Raw genomic sequence first — 16557 nt, 5'->3', positions numbered from 1 at the left:
TCATGGCATTAAGCGTAGAACAAAAAGCCGAAATCGTTAAAGATTTCCAACGCAAAGAAGGCGATACCGGCTCTTCTGAAGTACAAGTTGCATTGTTGACTTTCCGTATCAACGATTTGACCCCTCACTTCAAAGCCAACCCCAAAGATCACCACAGCCGCCGCGGCCTGTTGAAAATGGTTAGCCAACGCCGCCGCCTGTTGTCTTACTTGCGTCGCACCAAGCCCGACACTTACCGTAATCTGATTACCCGTTTGGGCTTGCGTAAATAATCTTTTATATGTTCAAACGCCGCTTATATCAAGCGGCGTTTTTTTATGCGCGGCTGAATGCTGCAAAGCCAAAGCATATCTACGAAAAGCCGCTCAGGCCGTCTGAAAGCGTTTTGGCGAAACCCGCACAGTCTATGTGAATCAACTTATTGAGCTAAGGCGCAGCAATGCCGTAGTAAATTAAGTTGATTGACTATAACTTTCAGACGGCATTAAGCTTTTTAAGGTTCTCTCACGATTTTTATCTTAAATCACGCAAAAGATTCCGGGCTTTAAATGATGGTAAGTCGATTTAAAGCCCGTATCCGAATTCAGCCCGAGAAGGTTTCGTTAAAATAAAGCCTCCACCCTCAGCAATGCGCCGATATGGTGTTTGCGGTTTTCTTTGCGGTTGTTGAGATAATTGATTTCAGGTTGCACAAACAGCCATTCGCGCCAAACCGGTTGCCGCCAGCCTGCAAACGGGCCGTAGCTGTTGAGTTTTACCTTTTTGTTTTTGATGTCGCCGCTCGTGTAGATACCGTAGTTCAGACGTTTGTGATTGGGAAAATTGTGTTGGCGGTAGAGGCTGTTGCCCCATGTCCAATGTTCGTCTTGGTCTTTATGGTTGTATTCGATATTCAAGTGGTTGGCGATAAAAGGTTTGCCGGCTTTGCCGTGGCGCACATCCCAAGTGGTGCGGGTGTGGTGTTCGCTTTTGAGGCCGTAGCGGTAAATCTGTTCGACGCGGGTGCTGAAATCGTTGCCCAAATCCCAATCTTTACTGCCTTTCAAACGTACATATAAATCGTCACCGGAGCGGATACCGATATCGGCATCGGTGTCTATGCCGGTGTGTTTGTGGATATCCGACCAACGCAAGGCCAGCGAAGAGTTGCTCTCACGAGTTTCGGTTTTGCTGAAGGTTTTTTGGCGGTTTTGAACGGTTTCGTCGTACAGATGGCCGGTTTGCTGCGGTTCGCTGTCCAACGAATCGTCACCGAATACCACGTTCAAGCGTTTTTGCAGCACGGGCAGCTTCACTTTGCCGCGAACGCGGGGCTTCACGGAAAAATCGTCGTGTTTGTTCCATGAGGTATCAACAATCAGGCGCAGGTTGGCGGTAGCGGGGTTGTCGGGGTCGGGGTCGCCGAACCAGTCGTCCATATTATGCGCCCAGCCGCTCAGAGTGCTGCGGATATCTTTATGCCTTCTGTCTACCCAAGTATTGTGTTGTTCCTGCTCTTCGGCAGAGGAGGGGCGGGTAACCGGCACATAAACCGGCTGCTGTTCCGAGACGGCTTGCGCTTCTGCCGAAACCGGCTCTTCGACCGGTGTGTGATCAGCCCAAGCGGCGAAAGATGCTGCACCGGCCAGCAGGCCGAGAGAAAAGCGGCGGATAGTGCTCATGGTCTGTTTCTCCTTCGTTATATACACGCGCTAGCATACTAAATTTACACCGCATTTACCATAAGGCCGGTTAAAAGTTTCAGACGGCCTTCTGTTATAATTACTGCCTTTGTTTTATTTGATTTTTTACACACACTATGCAGCAGCCCGACTTCACCCAAACGCTTTCCCGCGACCGCCATTTCCTGCAAAACGCCTTCAAAAACCCCAAACGCTTCGGCGGTATCGAAGCAGTGCAGAAAAAATACCGAAAATCGCACGACGCATTTTTAAAACGCCAAGCCGCGCTGCCCAAGCCGCAGTATGACGGCACGCTGCCGGTACACGAGCGTTTGAATGACATCAAAACCGCCATTCAAAACAACCAAGTCACCATTATTTGCGGCGAAACCGGTTCGGGCAAAACCACCCAGCTTCCGAAAATCTGCTTGGAGCTCGGGCGCGGTGCGGCGGGCTTGATCGGACACACGCAGCCGCGGCGCTTGGCGGCGCGTTCGGTGGCGGAGCGGATTGCCGAAGAATTGGGCAGCAACATCGGCCAAACCGTCGGCTACAAAGTGCGTTTCAACGACAACACCTCGCGCGATGCCTATGTGAAGCTGATGACCGACGGTATTCTGCTCGCCGAAACGCAAACCGACCGCTTCCTCACCGCCTACGACACGATTATTATCGACGAAGCGCACGAACGCAGCCTCAACATCGATTTTCTGCTCGGCTACCTGAAACAGCTGCTGCCGCGTCGCCACGATTTGAAAGTCATCATCACCTCGGCCACCATTGATGCCGAGCGCTTTTCCAAACATTTCAACAACGCGCCCGTGCTGGAAGTGAGCGGGCGCACCTTCCTCGTCGACATTCTCTACCGCCCGCTGCATTCGCAAGATGAAGACGAAGCGGAAATCGAGCTGACCGACGCGATTGTCGATGCCGCCGACGAACTGGCGCGGCTGGGCGACGGCGACATTCTGGTGTTCCTGCCCGGCGAGCGCGAAATCCGCGAGGCCGCCGAAGCCCTGCGCAAATCTCCGCTGCGCCGTGATGACGAAATCCTGCCGCTGTTTGCCCGCTTGTCGAACGCCGAACAGCACAAAATTTTCCACCCCAGCGGCAGCAAACGGCGCATCGTGCTGGCGACCAATGTGGCCGAAACCTCGCTCACCGTGCCGGGCATCAAATATGTGATCGACACCGGCTTAGCACGGGTCAAACGCTATTCCGCGCGCGCCAAAGTGGAGCAGCTTCATGTGGAAAAAATCTCCCAAGCCGCCGCGCTCCAACGTTCCGGCCGCTGCGGCCGCGTATCCGCCGGCGTAGCCGTGCGCCTGTACAGCGAAGACGATTTCAACGAGCGCCCCGCCTTTACCGACCCCGAAATCATCCGCAGCAATCTGGCCGCCGTCATTCTGCGTATGGCCGCATTGAAACTCGGTGATGTGGCGGCGTTTCCGTTCCTCGAAGCACCGGATCAGCGTTATATTAATGACGGGTTTCAGGTGTTGTTGGAATTGGGGGCGGTGGAGGAGGCCGTCTGAAAAGGTTCCAGCTTTCATAATGGGATATCACACTTTTTTCGGATTATGGATAAAGCTGCATTTGCTGCGTGCATCCGCATACCGACAAGTAAAATAACCCTTTTTATTTTGAACAAGTTGCAAAAGGAAATTGCCATGTCATTGAATAAAGAACAAAAGCAAAAAATATTGGATGCGTCCAAACAATGGTTTCGTGACCGTATTGCGCAAAACCATATCAAAAATACAGAAAAGCTGACCGACCCTAAGCAATTCAATATCAACCCATTTTTAACGGTTTATCTCGCCAATTTCCTGACGGGTAATTCCAGTCCCGAAAGCATTGCCAAAGCCCTGCTTTTTCCCCGTGTTTTGGGAACATCCATCAATACGTCGTTTGGGCAAAATATGCAGGGCTTTATTTCCGCCATTCAAAATGCCGTCGGCAGCACCGCCAGTGGCATGGACATCGAATTTACCGACCAAACTGACGGGCGCAGAAAATATTGCCAGCTTAAAGCAGGGCCGAACACCATCAATGCCGACGATGTGGAAACCATTGCCGGCCATTTCAAATCGGTACGTAATCTGTCACGAACCAATAACCTGAAAATTCCCAACGACGATATGATAGTCGGCGTTCTGTATGGGGAACCGGAAGACTTGAGCGGGCATTATCGTCGCATTACCGAGCAATACGATTACGATGTTGTGGTCGGTAAAGATTTATGGCACAGGCTGACAGGCGATGAGGGTTTTTATCATGAATTAATCAATGCAATCGGCTCTGTTGCAGTAGAAGCGGATTTTAGTAAGGATTTCGACCGTATCGTCCAAACGCTTTCAGCCAGCGAAATGATAAAAAAATTGAGTAACCATGAGTAATGTTTGACTGCTTGGGTATTTCGGGTTAGAGTACGCGAAAATCAATAACCATAACCAAGGTTTGACCGAATCATGCAAAGCCCCGAACTCTACACCATTGCCCAAGTTGCCGATATATTGAGTATTTCCAAAGAAACCCTGCGCCGTTGGGATAAGAACGGCACACTTGTTCCGCAGCGTCAAACAGACAACAACTACCGCTTATACAGCCGCGAACAGCTTGAAGTATTTGAAGAAGCCCGTTTGCTGTTCGACAGCCGCTGGCAGGAGGAACTCTCCATCCGTCCGAACCGTCCATACAAACTGCTGGAATTGTTCGCTGGCGCGGGCGGTTTGGCAATCGGTATGGAGTTGGCAGGTTTTGAATCTGTATTGCTCAACGAAATTGATGCGGCAGCCTGTAAAACCTTGCGTAAAAACCGTCCCCATTGGAATGTAGTAGAAGGCGATATCGCCAAACTGGACTTTACACCTTACCGGAATCAAATCGATATCCTGTCCGGCGGCTTTCCATGTCAGGCGTTTTCTTATGCCGGCAAAAAACTGGGCTTTGAAGACACGCGCGGTACGCTGTTTTTCGAGTTTGCCCGCGCTGTTAAGGAAATCAATCCGAAAGTTTTTGTCGCTGAAAATGTGCGCGGACTGCTGGCGCATGACGAAGGACGCACTTTAGCTGCGATTACCGGCATTATCGACGAACTCGGCTACTGTTTGGTGCCGCCCCGCGTACTTAAAGCCGTATTCTACAAAGTACCGCAAAAGCGCGAGCGTCTGTTTCTTATCGGTATCCGCAAAGATTTGGCGGAAAAAGTTGAGTTTCATTGGCCTTCACCTTATCACCGCATTCTAACTCTGCAAGACGCGTTGAGAGCGGGTGAACTTTATAGCAATGATGTACCGGCTTCGGCAGGGCAGAAATATCCGCAGCGCAAAGCGGAAATCATGGCGCAAGTCCCTGCTGGGGGATATTGGAAAGACCTCCCCGATGCGTTACAGCGAGAATATATGCAAAAAAGTTATTTTCTTAGCGGCGGCAAAACAGGCATGGCGAGGCGGCTGGCATGGGATGAACCCAGCTTGACGCTGACCTGCGCGCCGGCACAAAAACAAACCGAACGCTGCCATCCCGAAGAAACCCGCCCGCTGACCGTACGCGAATACGCCCGTATTCAAACCTTTCCCGACGATTGGCAGTTTGAAGGCTCACTCGGGGCGCAATACAAACAAATCGGCAATGCGGTTCCTGTTAATCTGGCTTATGCAGTTGGACGCGCATTAGTTCGATTGTTAAACGATATTGAAACCGAATCCATCAAGCGGAAAGCAGCATAAACCGGCAGTTTGCAGGAAGGTGGGCTTTAGCCTGCCTTTTTGTTGGGCAATCCCAAGCAAGCCGTTTGATAAAACCTAAAAAAGCGGCCTGTTATATTTCAGGTAGCAGTAGTGTTTTGTCGGGCATTTATGCCCGACTGAAACCAATAAACAACCAAAAATGCCGGGCATAAATGCCCGACTTATGAATCTGTTATGCAAAACATGAAAAGCAATACAAATATGCCTTCTGAAAATGAGCGAAGCGAGTTTCTGAGAAACAAAAACCTTTCAGACGGCCTGAGATCAGATTCCCCAAGCAAACCGCGCTACCGCCTAACTAAACTCGGCGAACAAATGGCGCGTTTACCCATAGATCCGAAGGTCGCCCGCATTTTGCTGGCGGCACAAAAGCACGACTGTATGGCGGAAATACTCGTTATCGTGTCCGCCCTGTCGATTCAAGACCCGCGCGAACGGCCGCTCGAAGCCCGCGAAGCCGCCCAAAAAGCGCACGAACGCTTTACCGACAAGCAGTCCGATTTCCTCGCCTACCTCAATATTTGGGACAGCTTCCAGCGCGAGCGCGACAAAGGTTTGTCTAACAAGCAACTGGTGCAATGGTGCCGCCAATATTTCCTTTCCCACCTGCGGATGCGCGAGTGGCGCGAACTGCACCACCAGCTCGCCGACATTGCCGTGGAAATGGGTTTGACTACCAAAGAGCAGGCTTTCAGACGGCCTCCTGCACAACCGCAATTGCTGTCTGCGACCGAAGGAAGTCCCTTGCGGAAAAACACCGGCGACCAAGATTTATCTGCCAAACTCAAACAAAAACAACTGGATAAAAAGCAGCATCGAGCCCACATCCGCGCCGCCAAAGAAGCGGGCTACGAGCAAATCCATCGCGCCCTGCTGACCGGCCTGATTGCCAATGTCGGTATGAAATCGCCCGACGGCCACGACTACACCGGCGCGCGCGGTTCGCACTTTCATTTGTTCCCTGCCTCCGCCCTGTTCAAATCCAAACCCAAGTGGGTAATGGCCGCCGAACTCACCGAAACCACTCGCCTTTATGCCCGCGATGTCGCCGCCATCCAGCCCGAATGGATCGAACAGGAAGCCCCGCACCTCGTGCGCTACCACTATTTCGAGCCGCATTGGGAGCAGAAACGCGGCGAAGTCGTCGCCAGCGAACGCGTTACCCTCTACGGGCTGACCGTGCTGCCGCGCCGCCCCGTTGCCTACGGCAAAGTCGCCCCTGAAGAAGCCCGCGAAATCTTTATCCGCAGCGCACTGGTGGCGCAGGAATGCAATCTTCAGACGGCCTTTTTTATCCACAATAAAAAACTGATTAAAGAAATCAGCGAGTTGGAACACAAATCACGCAAGCAGGACGTGCTGGTGGACGAAGAAGCCTTGTTTGAGTTTTACAACCGGCGTTTACCGCAGTTTTACGAGCCGTCTGAAAAGGTAGGCCGGGCATCCCTGCCCGACAACACAGGCCTGTCTGAAAGTGCAGAAAACGTAGGTCGGATTCTCGAATCCGACAACACAGCAGAAACAAAGGCAGTAAATAAGATGTCGGATACCAGTATCCGACCTACTCAAAATACCCCTGTTTCAGACGGCCTTTCAGGTAGCCCGCATCACACAGGCCGTCTGAAAAAACCATTGCCCCTTGCCGACATCCGCACCTTTCAAAGCTGGCTTAAAACCGCCGAGCGCGACAACCCGCGCCTGCTGTTCCTCACCCGCGAAGACCTTATGCAGCACGCCGCCGCGCACATCACCGAAGAGCAGTTTCCGCCCCATTGGAAAAACGCCGACGGCAAATTCAAACTCAGCTACCGCTTCGAGCCGCACCACCCGCTCGACGGCGTAACCCTTACCCTGCCGCTCACCGTGCTCAACCGTATCCATGCCCCCGCGCTCGAATGGCTCGTGCCCGGCATGTTGCGCGAAAAACTGCAACTGCTTATCAAAGCCCTGCCCAAACAAATCCGCCGCATCTGCGTGCCCGTACCCGATTTCATCACACAATTTTTAGAAAGCAACCCCAACCGCCAAGAGCCGCTCATCCCGCAGCTTGCCCGCTTTATCGCCAAAACCGCCGGCGACATGCGCCTGCTCGAGCAAATCGACCAAGACGAATGGAGCGCATTCAAACTGCCCGAGCATTGCTATTTCAACCTGCGCATTATCGACGACGGCGGCCAAGAGCTTGCCACCGGCCGCGATTTAGCCAAACTCCAACAAGAGCTAGGCCAAGCCGCCGCCGTAACCTTCCGCGACAACACCCAAGAATTTGAGCGTGACAACCTCACCAACTGGGACATCGGCACGCTACCTGAAAGCATCAAATTCGCCCGCGGCAAACAACAGCTCACCGGTTACCTCGGCCTGCAAAAAGAAAAAAACAACACCATCGCCCTGCGCCTGTTCGACACCCCCGAGGCCGCCGAACAAGCCCACCGCCAAGGCGTGATCGCCCTCATGCAGCTCCAGCTCAAAGAGCACATGAAAGACCTGGGCAAAGGCATCCAAGGCTTCACCCAAGCCGCCATGCTGCTCAAACACATACCCGCCGACGCCCTGCGCGACGACCTCACCGCCGCCATCTGCGACCGCGCCTTTATCGGCGACGACGAATTGCCCCGCAGCGAAAAAGCCTTCAAAGAACAAATCAAACGCGCCCGCAGCCGCCTGCCCGCCGTAAAAGAAGCCATGAGCCGTTACCTGCAAGACACCGCCGCTGCCTACGCCGAACTCAACGGCAAACTCGGCAAACACCTGCTCACCCACCTGCTGCGCGAACGCACCCAAACCCTACTATCCGCCGGATTCGCCGGCCGCACCCCCTGGAGCCAATGGCCACGCCTACCCGTCTACCTCAAAGCCATGACCCTGCGCATGGAAAAATACAGCGCCAACCCCGCCCGCGATGCCGCACGCGAAGCCGATATTCAGGAGTTGGAACAAATGTGGCAAGAAAAGGTACAATCACTTTTGAAACAAAACCAACCCGTTTCAGACGGCCTGAAGATGTTTAAATGGCAAATAGAAGAACTGCGCGTGTCGCTGTTTGCACAGGAGTTGAAGACGCCGAGTCCGGTGTCGGTGAAGAGGTTGTTGAAGGAGTGGGAAGAAGTTAAGTAAAATTTACATGGTATTTCAATTATATATTTGTAAAGGTGAAAAATGGATTATCAAGAAGCTTTATTTCATGCAAAAGCCGGCCAAGCATTATTATTTTATGGTTCAGGGATGTCATCTGAAGTAATTGGCATAAATGGAAAAAAAATGCCTTTGGGATATCAACTTTCTCATTTATTAAGTAAAGAATTAGGATATTCTGAAAGTGAATACATTGATAATTTAGAAGATAGTAGTCAATTGTATATTGAAGAACTTGGTGAATATAAATTGATTGAATTATTGAAAGATATTTTCACTACTAAAAATGTTCCTGAATACTATGAATGGATTAGTAAAAATAGATGGAGAAGTATTTTTACAACCAATTATGATGATTCATTAGAATACTCTTCTCAGCAGAACTCTATTTCTAGATCTGCAGTGGGGCCATTAATGAATAATCGAGATTATCCTCCATCAAATGATTATATTATTCATGTTAATGGGTATATAAAAGATCTAACACAAGATACTTTGCAATCTAGTTTTAAGTTAACTCAGAGTAGCTATTTAGCTGATCAATTTATTAAAAGCAAATGGTATCAATCTTTTTATTCGGAAGTTATGAGTTGTAAAGTTATTTTTTTTGTTGGTTATTCATTAAAAGCAGACTTTGATATCAAAAAATTATTTTTTGAATTTAAAAGTGATTTAAAAAGCAAAGTTTTTTTTATAACAAATAAACAAGATAAAATATTACAAAAGTTTGGTACAATATGTGATATTGGAGTAGAACAATTTGCACGAGATTTGTTTCAATACAAAAATATAGAAATAGATGATAGAGAGTATAGCATTACTAACTTTCAGAAACATCTAGAAGTTAAATCCAGAGAGCAGTCTATTAATGTCAATGAGTGCACCTTTAAATTTTTAACATTAGGTCATGAAAATCCTCAACTACTTGAAGATGTGACATGGAGAGGTTTAAATGATTTTGCAATCAGTAGACAAAAAGAACGTATTGAGCAGTTGCATGGATTTGATTATATTTTCATGCATGGGGATTTAGGTGTTGGGAAAAGTATTTTTGCAAAACAATTGGCTAATCACCTTCTAAAAGAAGGCTATGACGTTTATTTTTTAAAAGATGATTTCTATAAACCTAATGATGATATTGATCATATTTTAAGTTCTCAAAAAACAATAAAAGTTGCATTCGTTTTAGATATAAATTTCTATACTTCTCAGGTTTCTGATTTATTATTATACTTCACTCAAAAATTACGAAAAAACATAGATAAATTAGTTGTTGTCATGAGGGATGATAATTATGAAGAGTTTTACACAGAAATAGTGTTTAGACAGCGTTTGATTGAATCAAGAAGTATTACAGAGATTAATGCTAGCCTTTTAACAAACCAGGAATTTAATGATTTTAAGGATATTTTGGAAAAAAATGCTTTATTGAAAAAAGATGAATTACAAAAACTTTATCCAAACAAAGTTAGTTTCACTTCAAAAAGTATCATGGATGATTTAAAGAAAGATTCAAAACAACAATTAAATCATTTATTGCTGTCTTTGTTTAATACACCAAATATTTCAAAAAAATATAACTCTATTTTTGAAGTTATATCTAATGATAAAGATCTTTTAGAAATAATTATTTATGTTTTTTCTTTGAATATTCTTGGTAAGAAGCAACAAATATCAAAAAGTGATATCTTCAATGCAACTGAAAATACCTTGATTTTGGATTCAAGCTTTTCTAGAAATGCTGCACTTAAGCCATTATTTTTTGATTATTCTGATAGCTTTATTAGTCCTAAATCAGTTTTATTTGCTGAGTTCTTTTTTAAGAAATTTGCAAAAACTGAATTACTAGTAGAATTGTTGATTAAAATTGCAAAAAAAATGTATGATCTAGATCAAAGATCTTTATATAAATCTTTTGCTACGTATACCAATATACAAAAAATGTTACCTGATGAGCAAAAAAGAGCTAACATTATCAAGTATTATGAAGGACTCAGATCTATTCCACAACAAACTAAAAATCCACATTTTTGGCTTCAGTACGCAATTGCTCGATTAGCATATGCAAATATTCAGCGTGATCCAAACCTAGAGTTAGCAGAGAAGTATCTTGATACAGCTCTTAAACTAGCTGAAAGCATAAGAAAACGCAGAAAATATTTTATTTATGATATTCAAACTCAATTAGCTCGTGTCCATATTATGAAAGCAGAACAATATAAAAGTGTAGATCCTTCTTTTCAAGATCATTTAAATACTGCTATTAAACTTCTAAACGAAGTTACAGAGAGTGATCCTAAAAGAGCTTCTTTTAGACCTTTGGAATCTTTATGTAAAGTGATTGATAAAAAAATTGATGTGCTAGGAAATGATAGAGAACTTTACAACAACCTTATCTTATATAAAAAGCGCATAGAACGAGCTTCTCAGCAAGTCAAAGAAGAGTTGAGTGTACAAATCTCTTATAAAGCACTACAGCAATTAACAAAAAAGTTTAAATTTAGTTAGAATAATTTAAGTCATTTATTGACGCGATAGCAAGTTAGCAAGCCGTAGCCTGCATGAAACTTAAAACTCATGTGTAGCCAGCGTAGCCTGTATGTAGGATGTGTGCCATCGGTACGCATACGTTGCTCGTTTTTCCAGTAACAGCGTGCGTGGCTTGTGCCACGTATATTACATATATTACCAGCCATGATACAGCAGTTGATCTGTGGGAGTTAAGGCCGTCTGAAAACACTTACCATCAGCTTTTCAGACGGCCTTGTCTTACCTGCCATCCAGCAGATACCGCTACCAAGATATAATTTTTCCTTTGTTCGATATTGCTTACGGTTATTTCAGCCTTTCAGGTAGCCTTGCTAGAATGGCCTTTTAATCGAAAAACCGGAGAGGAAAGTATGGCCCGTTTAACTGTGCATAATTTGGAATCCGCACCCGAAGCGGCAAAAGCCCGTGTGGAAACGGCTCTGAAAAACAACGGCTTTTTGCCGAATCTGATTGGCGTGTTGGCCAATGCGCCGGCGGCCTTGGCTATGTATCAGGAAGTGGGTGCATTAAATGCCACCACTAGCCTGACTGCGGGCGAGCGAGAGGTGGTGCAGATTACGGCGGCGGTGCTGAATGAGTGCGGTTTCTGCAAAGCGGGGCATACTGCTTTGAGTACGAAAAAGAATTTGCTCAACCTGCAAGCAATTGAAGCTTTACGCAACACGCAGGCCTTGGCAGACCCCAAGCTCAACCGCTTGGCTTTGTTTACACAAGCAGTGATGGCGAATAAAGGCAATGTGGGCGATGCCGAGTTGCAGGCGTTTTTTGATGCGGGGTATAACGAGCAACAGGCTTTGGAAGTAGTGCTGGGCGTGGCGTTGGCCACTTTGTGCAATTACGCCAATAATCTGGCTCGCACGGAAATCAACGAGCAATTGCAGCCTTTTGCCTGATCAAGTTGTTGGGTTGTTGAAAGAGGCCGTCTGAAAGATTTGTTTCAGACGGCCTTTGTTATGCAGTATATGTTGCTGCGGATTGCAAGAAGTTATTGATTTGCTTCTGGCATAATGGGTTCGATGTTGAATCTGTATTCAATAGTTTCATTGGTTTCGGCATTTTTCTCAGCTTGGGGTATAACCTTTAGATATTTTATTGTAGATGTCTTGCCGTCTGATAGTTTGGGAACAGTAACAGTAGTGCTAACCCTATCAATGAAGCGCATGTCGTGCCGACTGAATAATAATGCGTTTAAGGTTACTGTTCGGTTTTGTTCCGGCTCTTCCGTATAGTCGGGATATCCATCGTTGGCAGGCGGGAGCAATATTGCATAGCTGGGTGAGCAAAATGATTGATATTGTTGAATTTTGGCATGTGATTCGGAATGCCGCTCAAGCCACATGAGTGTATTTTGCCACTTAAAAACATCGGGTACATTCATAACCTTTATGTTGTGGGTAATGGGGCAGCTGAGGCCGGCTGTTTCACTGGTATAGTGATTGAGTTGCTTGGTTGAGTCTTGTTGGTTGTATAGTACTAAGTTATTGTAATCTATAAATAAATCTCTCAGGGCGGAGTCATAGCCCGGGTAAATGCCTGATGAGTAGTATGGATCTTCCGTAATAATTGAGGGTGCTTTCCACAAGGTTTTAATCGGAGTGGAAAGTGAAAATTCTGCCTGATGTGTGCCGGGTTGGATGTGTAGGGTGTAATCGGCGATCTGTGAGCTTGGTTTTAAAAACCAAATATTATGATGTTTATTTTCCCAAATGTATTGGCCGTATTGGAAACGGTCGGGTAAATCTTGTTCACGTTGGATATGGCCGTTTTCATCAATGTGGATATTGAGTTTGCCGTTTGAGTTTAGCTCCCCCTTTATTTCAAATAAGGTATTTGCATGGATGGGTATGTTCTCCGGTTCAGGAAACGGGATATAGGGGATGCCGGATAGGGGTTTTGTATTAAATGCCGCACCAAATCGTAAGTAGCGCACTCTTTCGTCGTTATTGGCACGTTGCCAAAGGTTGTATTTCAAAACGCCCGCATTCAGCAAAATCAATACGGATACACTAAGCCAAAGGATGGTGTGTTGTTTTATAACGAGAGAAGAGTTTACATGTTGGGCAGCATACAGCAACATGATGGAGATACCCCAAACTATCGCTCCCCAGCCCCATGCAACTACTTCTTTTGGATTTCCTAAAGAGTTGACTTCAGTGAAGAAAGCGGTGCAGCCGGCTAAGAATATAAGGGCTATATTTGAAAACAGTAATGGATGGGTGTGAGATTTTTTGCCTTTTATTAATTTATAAACAATACGGATATAAAATAAATTGGCATAAACAGCCAGCCCTCCGGGGCCAGATAACCAGCCGAAAAATAAGCCGGTTAGCAGGATTTTTAAACCATAGTAAGTTTCATAATGTGTGTAGAAGCCGGGTAATACTATGGATATGATCATGCAGCAGATGGAAAGCTTTAATAGCACAGGGGAGTAATGCAGTCGGGTTGGCTGATTGTTCATTTTGATACGCAGTGGATTTGCCGAATAAGTTTAGTCTGTTGATTATATGACGAACGGTTTTGAGTTGCCATTAAATAGTGATGCCGGCTGCGGTTGCATGTTTGTTTGTATTTGAAGCAAGAGGCCGTCTGAAAGATTTGTTTTCAGACGGCCTCGCGGGTATTTGCCAAACTGGCAGGTTAAATCAGCTCCAAATCCGGCCCCGCGTTTTGGGCGCGACGGCTGCGCAATTGGATATCCAGGCGCAGGTCGTGGGCGGAGTCGGCATTTTTAATGGCATCTTGAAAGCTGATGTGGCCGTTTTCGTATAATTCGTATAAGGCTTGGTCGAAGGTTTGCATGCCTTGGCTTTGTGATTTTTTCATGATTTCTTTGATCGAATGCACATCGCCGTTGTGGATCAATTCGGCAATCAGCGGCGAATTGAGCAGCACTTCTACGGCAGCCACACGGCCTTTGCCGCCTTCGCGCGGGATGAGGCGTTGCGAGATAAAGGCTTGCAGGTTGAGCGATAGGTCGGTCAGCAGCTGGGTGCGGCGCTCTTCGGGGAAGAAGTTGATGATGCGGTCGAGCGCTTGGTTGGTGCTGTTGGCGTGAAGAGTAGCCATGCATAAGTGGCCGGTTTCGGCGAAAGCAATGGCGTAATCCATGGTTTCGCGATCGCGGATCTCACCGATTAAAATAACATCGGGGGCTTGGCGCAGCGTATTTTTCAAAGCGGCAAACCAGTTTTCGGTATCCACGCCGACCTCGCGCTGGGTAATGATGCAGTTTTTATGGCTGTGTACAAATTCGATCGGGTCTTCGATGGTGATGATATGATCGTGGCTGTTTTCGTTGCGGTAGTCGATCATGGAAGCCAAAGAGGTGGACTTGCCCGAACCGGTGCCGCCGACGAAAATCACCAAACCGCGCTTTTGCATGGCGATTTGTTTCAGCACCGGCGGCAGGTTGAGGGTTTCAAATTTGGGAATGTTGCTGGTAATGGTACGGAACACCAATGCCGTTGCACCGCGTTGAACCATTGCATTTACACGGAAGCGGCTGGTATCGGGCAGGCTGATGGCGAAGTTGCATTCGTTGGTATTCATGAACTCGTCCATCTGTTTCGGGGCCATAATGGAAAAGGCGATTTCCATGCACCGCTCAGGAGTGAGCGGGGTATCGTTGATGCGGGTAATTTTGCCGTCGAGCTTCATGGCCGGCGGGAAATTGGCTGTGATAAAGAGATCGGAACCTTTGTATTTATTCAATGTTTTCAATAAAGAGTAGATTTCTTCTTTAGCGGGCAGAGGATTTTCAACCATTTTTCAGCCTGTATGATAATTTGATAAAATGGCCTAGATTATAGCAAGTTTGCCGTGGTATTTTAAGCATGTCGGCGGTGCTTTACAGAGTTAGTAGAAATTATACATATAAGGTATAATTTTGATATTTATTATCTGAATTGGAAAGATGAATGTTCGAGCATAAAACAAGCGGTACGGTGGCGGTTATCGGTGCGATGGAGCAAGAAATCGAATTACTGAAAAGCAGCATGGAAAATGTGCAAACTGAATATTTCGGTAAATTTACCGTGCATTCGGGTTTTTTAAACGGAAAGCGCGTGGCGTTGGCGTTGAGCGGAATCGGTAAAGCCAATGCGGCGGCGGTAACTGCTTTGGTGGTAGGAAAATATTCGCCTGATTACGTGATCAATACCGGTAGTGCGGGCGGTGTCGGCAGTGGTTTGAAAGTAGGGGATGTGGTTATCGGCACGCGTGTGGCGCATCATGATGTGGATGTGACGGCATTCGGCTATGTGCCCGGTCAGATTCCCCAAATGCCTGCGGAATTTGAAAGCGACGGTGAGTTGGTGGCTAAGGCAGCGGTGGCTGCGGATGCGTTTGAGGGTGCAGATGTACATAAAGGATTGATTGTAAGCGGCGATCAGTTTATCCACAGTAGTGAAAAAGTGGATTTTATCCGCCGCAATTTCAACAATGTATTGGCGGTAGAAATGGAGGCTGCGGCGATTGCCCAAATCTGTTTCCAACTCGATATGCCTTTTGTGACCGTGCGCGCGGTATCGGATGCGGCAGATGAGCAGGCCGAAATCAGTTTTGACGAATTTTTGAAAACGGCTTCGGTTAATTCTGCACGAATGGTGATGAATCTGATCTGAGCCGATCAGGGTTTTCAAATATTTCAAGTTTGATCATAGCCAATCCACTTAACTTTTACTCGGCGTTGCTGTGCCTTAGCTCCAAAGAGAGCGATTGTGTGAGCCGCTAAAGCGGCAACAGAATCGGTTCCGTATTACGTGTACTGTTTGCGGCTTGCTGGCTTGAGACCTTTGCAAAACCCTCATCTGAGGCGCATTTCTGCGTTGTGCGCTGCTCGCTCGTTTGCCTATCTATATGATATGTCTGCACTCGCTGTGCTGCTACGCCTTGAACTGCATCCACATCTGAGGGTTTTGCAAAGGTCTCAGTCAATAAGTTGGAGTCAGTCAATAAGTTGGAGCAGGTAGAAATGCCCGCCCTGTGATATTTATTGTAAAGACATAAAACTGCTTAGCCAAAACCATTAAAAAAGATACGCATAAAAATGCGTATCTTTTTTTAGTTCGGTAAAAATATTCTATAAAGAGGAAAACAGCCTTCGCGCGGCTACATTAAACCGCAAACGGTTTTCCCCGAATTTTCAGACGGCCTCTAGCCTGAGACCTTTGCAAAACCCTCAAAAATCCTCTAAATTCCCACTCACATCAAACTCCGAGAATTTAGAGAATTTTGTTCATGAGCAGCTTTTTGCACACCGACGCCCTCAACCACATCGAAAAACATCTCGACCGCTTCCCCCTCATCAAACTCGACCGTATTCTTGACCGGACACCCATCGAACAATACCTCGCCGGCCGCAAAACCCGCTACGTGCGCGACAACGGCGGCCGTCCCGCCTATCCTTTGCTCTCCATGTTCAAAGCCGTCCTGCTCGGCCAATGGCACAGCCTCTC

The 16557-nt window shown here is 46.9% G+C and carries 12 protein-coding genes and 1 pseudogene; 10 read left to right on the top strand and 3 right to left on the bottom strand.

The features are described from left to right. The first annotated feature begins 2 nt into the window (after positions 1–2). Positions 3–272 carry a 30S ribosomal protein S15 gene (gene rpsO / locus AKG43_RS03345; RefSeq protein WP_054599164.1) on the top strand — a complete coding sequence of 90 codons (270 nt, stop codon included), beginning with the start codon at positions 3–5 and terminating at the stop codon, positions 270–272. A 330-nt stretch (positions 273–602) separates the two neighbouring features. On the opposite strand, the gene AKG43_RS03340 is transcribed toward rpsO, so the two are convergent. Next, positions 603–1661: a hypothetical protein gene (locus AKG43_RS03340; RefSeq protein WP_231718099.1), complete on the bottom strand. Its 1059-nt coding sequence runs from the start codon at positions 1659–1661 to the stop codon at positions 603–605. 137 nt (positions 1662–1798) lie between these two features. Between AKG43_RS03340 and hrpA the strand changes: the two genes are divergently transcribed. The 6 genes from hrpA (at position 1799) to AKG43_RS03310 (ending at position 11991) form a co-directional block, all read left to right on the top strand. Next, positions 1799–3196 (top strand): ATP-dependent RNA helicase HrpA, encoded by a 1398-nt coding sequence (hrpA, locus tag AKG43_RS03335; protein WP_082402959.1) that lies wholly within the window; start codon positions 1799–1801, stop codon positions 3194–3196. 45 nt (positions 3197–3241) lie between these two features. Then, complete coding sequence (locus tag AKG43_RS03330; RefSeq protein WP_231718098.1) at positions 3242–4060, top strand: PmeII family type II restriction endonuclease; 819 nt, start codon at positions 3242–3244, stop codon at positions 4058–4060. Positions 4061–4132: 72 nt separating this feature from the next. Further along, positions 4133–5392, top strand: coding sequence for a DNA (cytosine-5-)-methyltransferase (gene dcm / locus AKG43_RS03325; RefSeq protein ID WP_054599162.1), 1260 nt, complete (start codon positions 4133–4135; stop codon positions 5390–5392). Positions 5393–5587: 195 nt separating this feature from the next. After that, on the top strand, positions 5588–8530 hold the full coding sequence (locus AKG43_RS03320; protein ID WP_054599161.1) for a DUF3418 domain-containing protein: 2943 nt from the start codon (positions 5588–5590) through the stop codon (positions 8528–8530). Between the two features lie 42 nt (positions 8531–8572). Beyond that, a complete protein-coding gene (locus AKG43_RS03315; protein WP_054599160.1) occupies positions 8573–11056 on the top strand; it encodes an SIR2 family protein in 2484 nt (827 codons plus the stop codon). A gap of 392 nt (positions 11057–11448) precedes the next feature. Continuing rightward, positions 11449–11991: a carboxymuconolactone decarboxylase family protein gene (locus AKG43_RS03310; RefSeq protein WP_054599159.1), complete on the top strand. Its 543-nt coding sequence runs from the start codon at positions 11449–11451 to the stop codon at positions 11989–11991. 92 nt (positions 11992–12083) lie between these two features. On the opposite strand, the gene AKG43_RS03305 is transcribed toward AKG43_RS03310, so the two are convergent. After that, positions 12084–13559, bottom strand: coding sequence for a hypothetical protein (locus tag AKG43_RS03305; RefSeq protein WP_156300610.1), 1476 nt, complete (start codon positions 13557–13559; stop codon positions 12084–12086). Positions 13560–13738: 179 nt separating this feature from the next. Continuing rightward, a complete protein-coding gene (locus tag AKG43_RS03300) occupies positions 13739–14866 on the bottom strand; it encodes a PilT/PilU family type 4a pilus ATPase (RefSeq protein WP_054599157.1) in 1128 nt (375 codons plus the stop codon). Positions 14867–15018: 152 nt separating this feature from the next. Between AKG43_RS03300 and AKG43_RS03295 the strand changes: the two genes are divergently transcribed. The 3 genes and pseudogenes from AKG43_RS03295 to AKG43_RS12695 form a co-directional block, all read left to right on the top strand. Further along, positions 15019–15723, top strand: coding sequence for a 5'-methylthioadenosine/adenosylhomocysteine nucleosidase (locus AKG43_RS03295; RefSeq protein WP_054599156.1), 705 nt, complete (start codon positions 15019–15021; stop codon positions 15721–15723). A gap of 138 nt (positions 15724–15861) precedes the next feature. Further along, positions 15862–16071 carry a signal peptidase gene (locus tag AKG43_RS13640; RefSeq protein ID WP_369799561.1) on the top strand — a complete coding sequence of 70 codons (210 nt, stop codon included), beginning with the start codon at positions 15862–15864 and terminating at the stop codon, positions 16069–16071. Positions 16072–16339: 268 nt separating this feature from the next. After that, a pseudogene (locus AKG43_RS12695) lies at positions 16340–16557 on the top strand (IS5/IS1182 family transposase); the annotation flags it as partial.

Origin of the sequence: Neisseria sp. 74A18, assembly GCF_001308005.1 — a bacterium.
GTDB lineage: Bacteria > Pseudomonadota > Gammaproteobacteria > Burkholderiales > Neisseriaceae > Neisseria > Neisseria dumasiana.
Note: the sequence above shows the minus strand (reverse complement) of the source record. Positions and strands in the feature narration are given on the sequence as shown.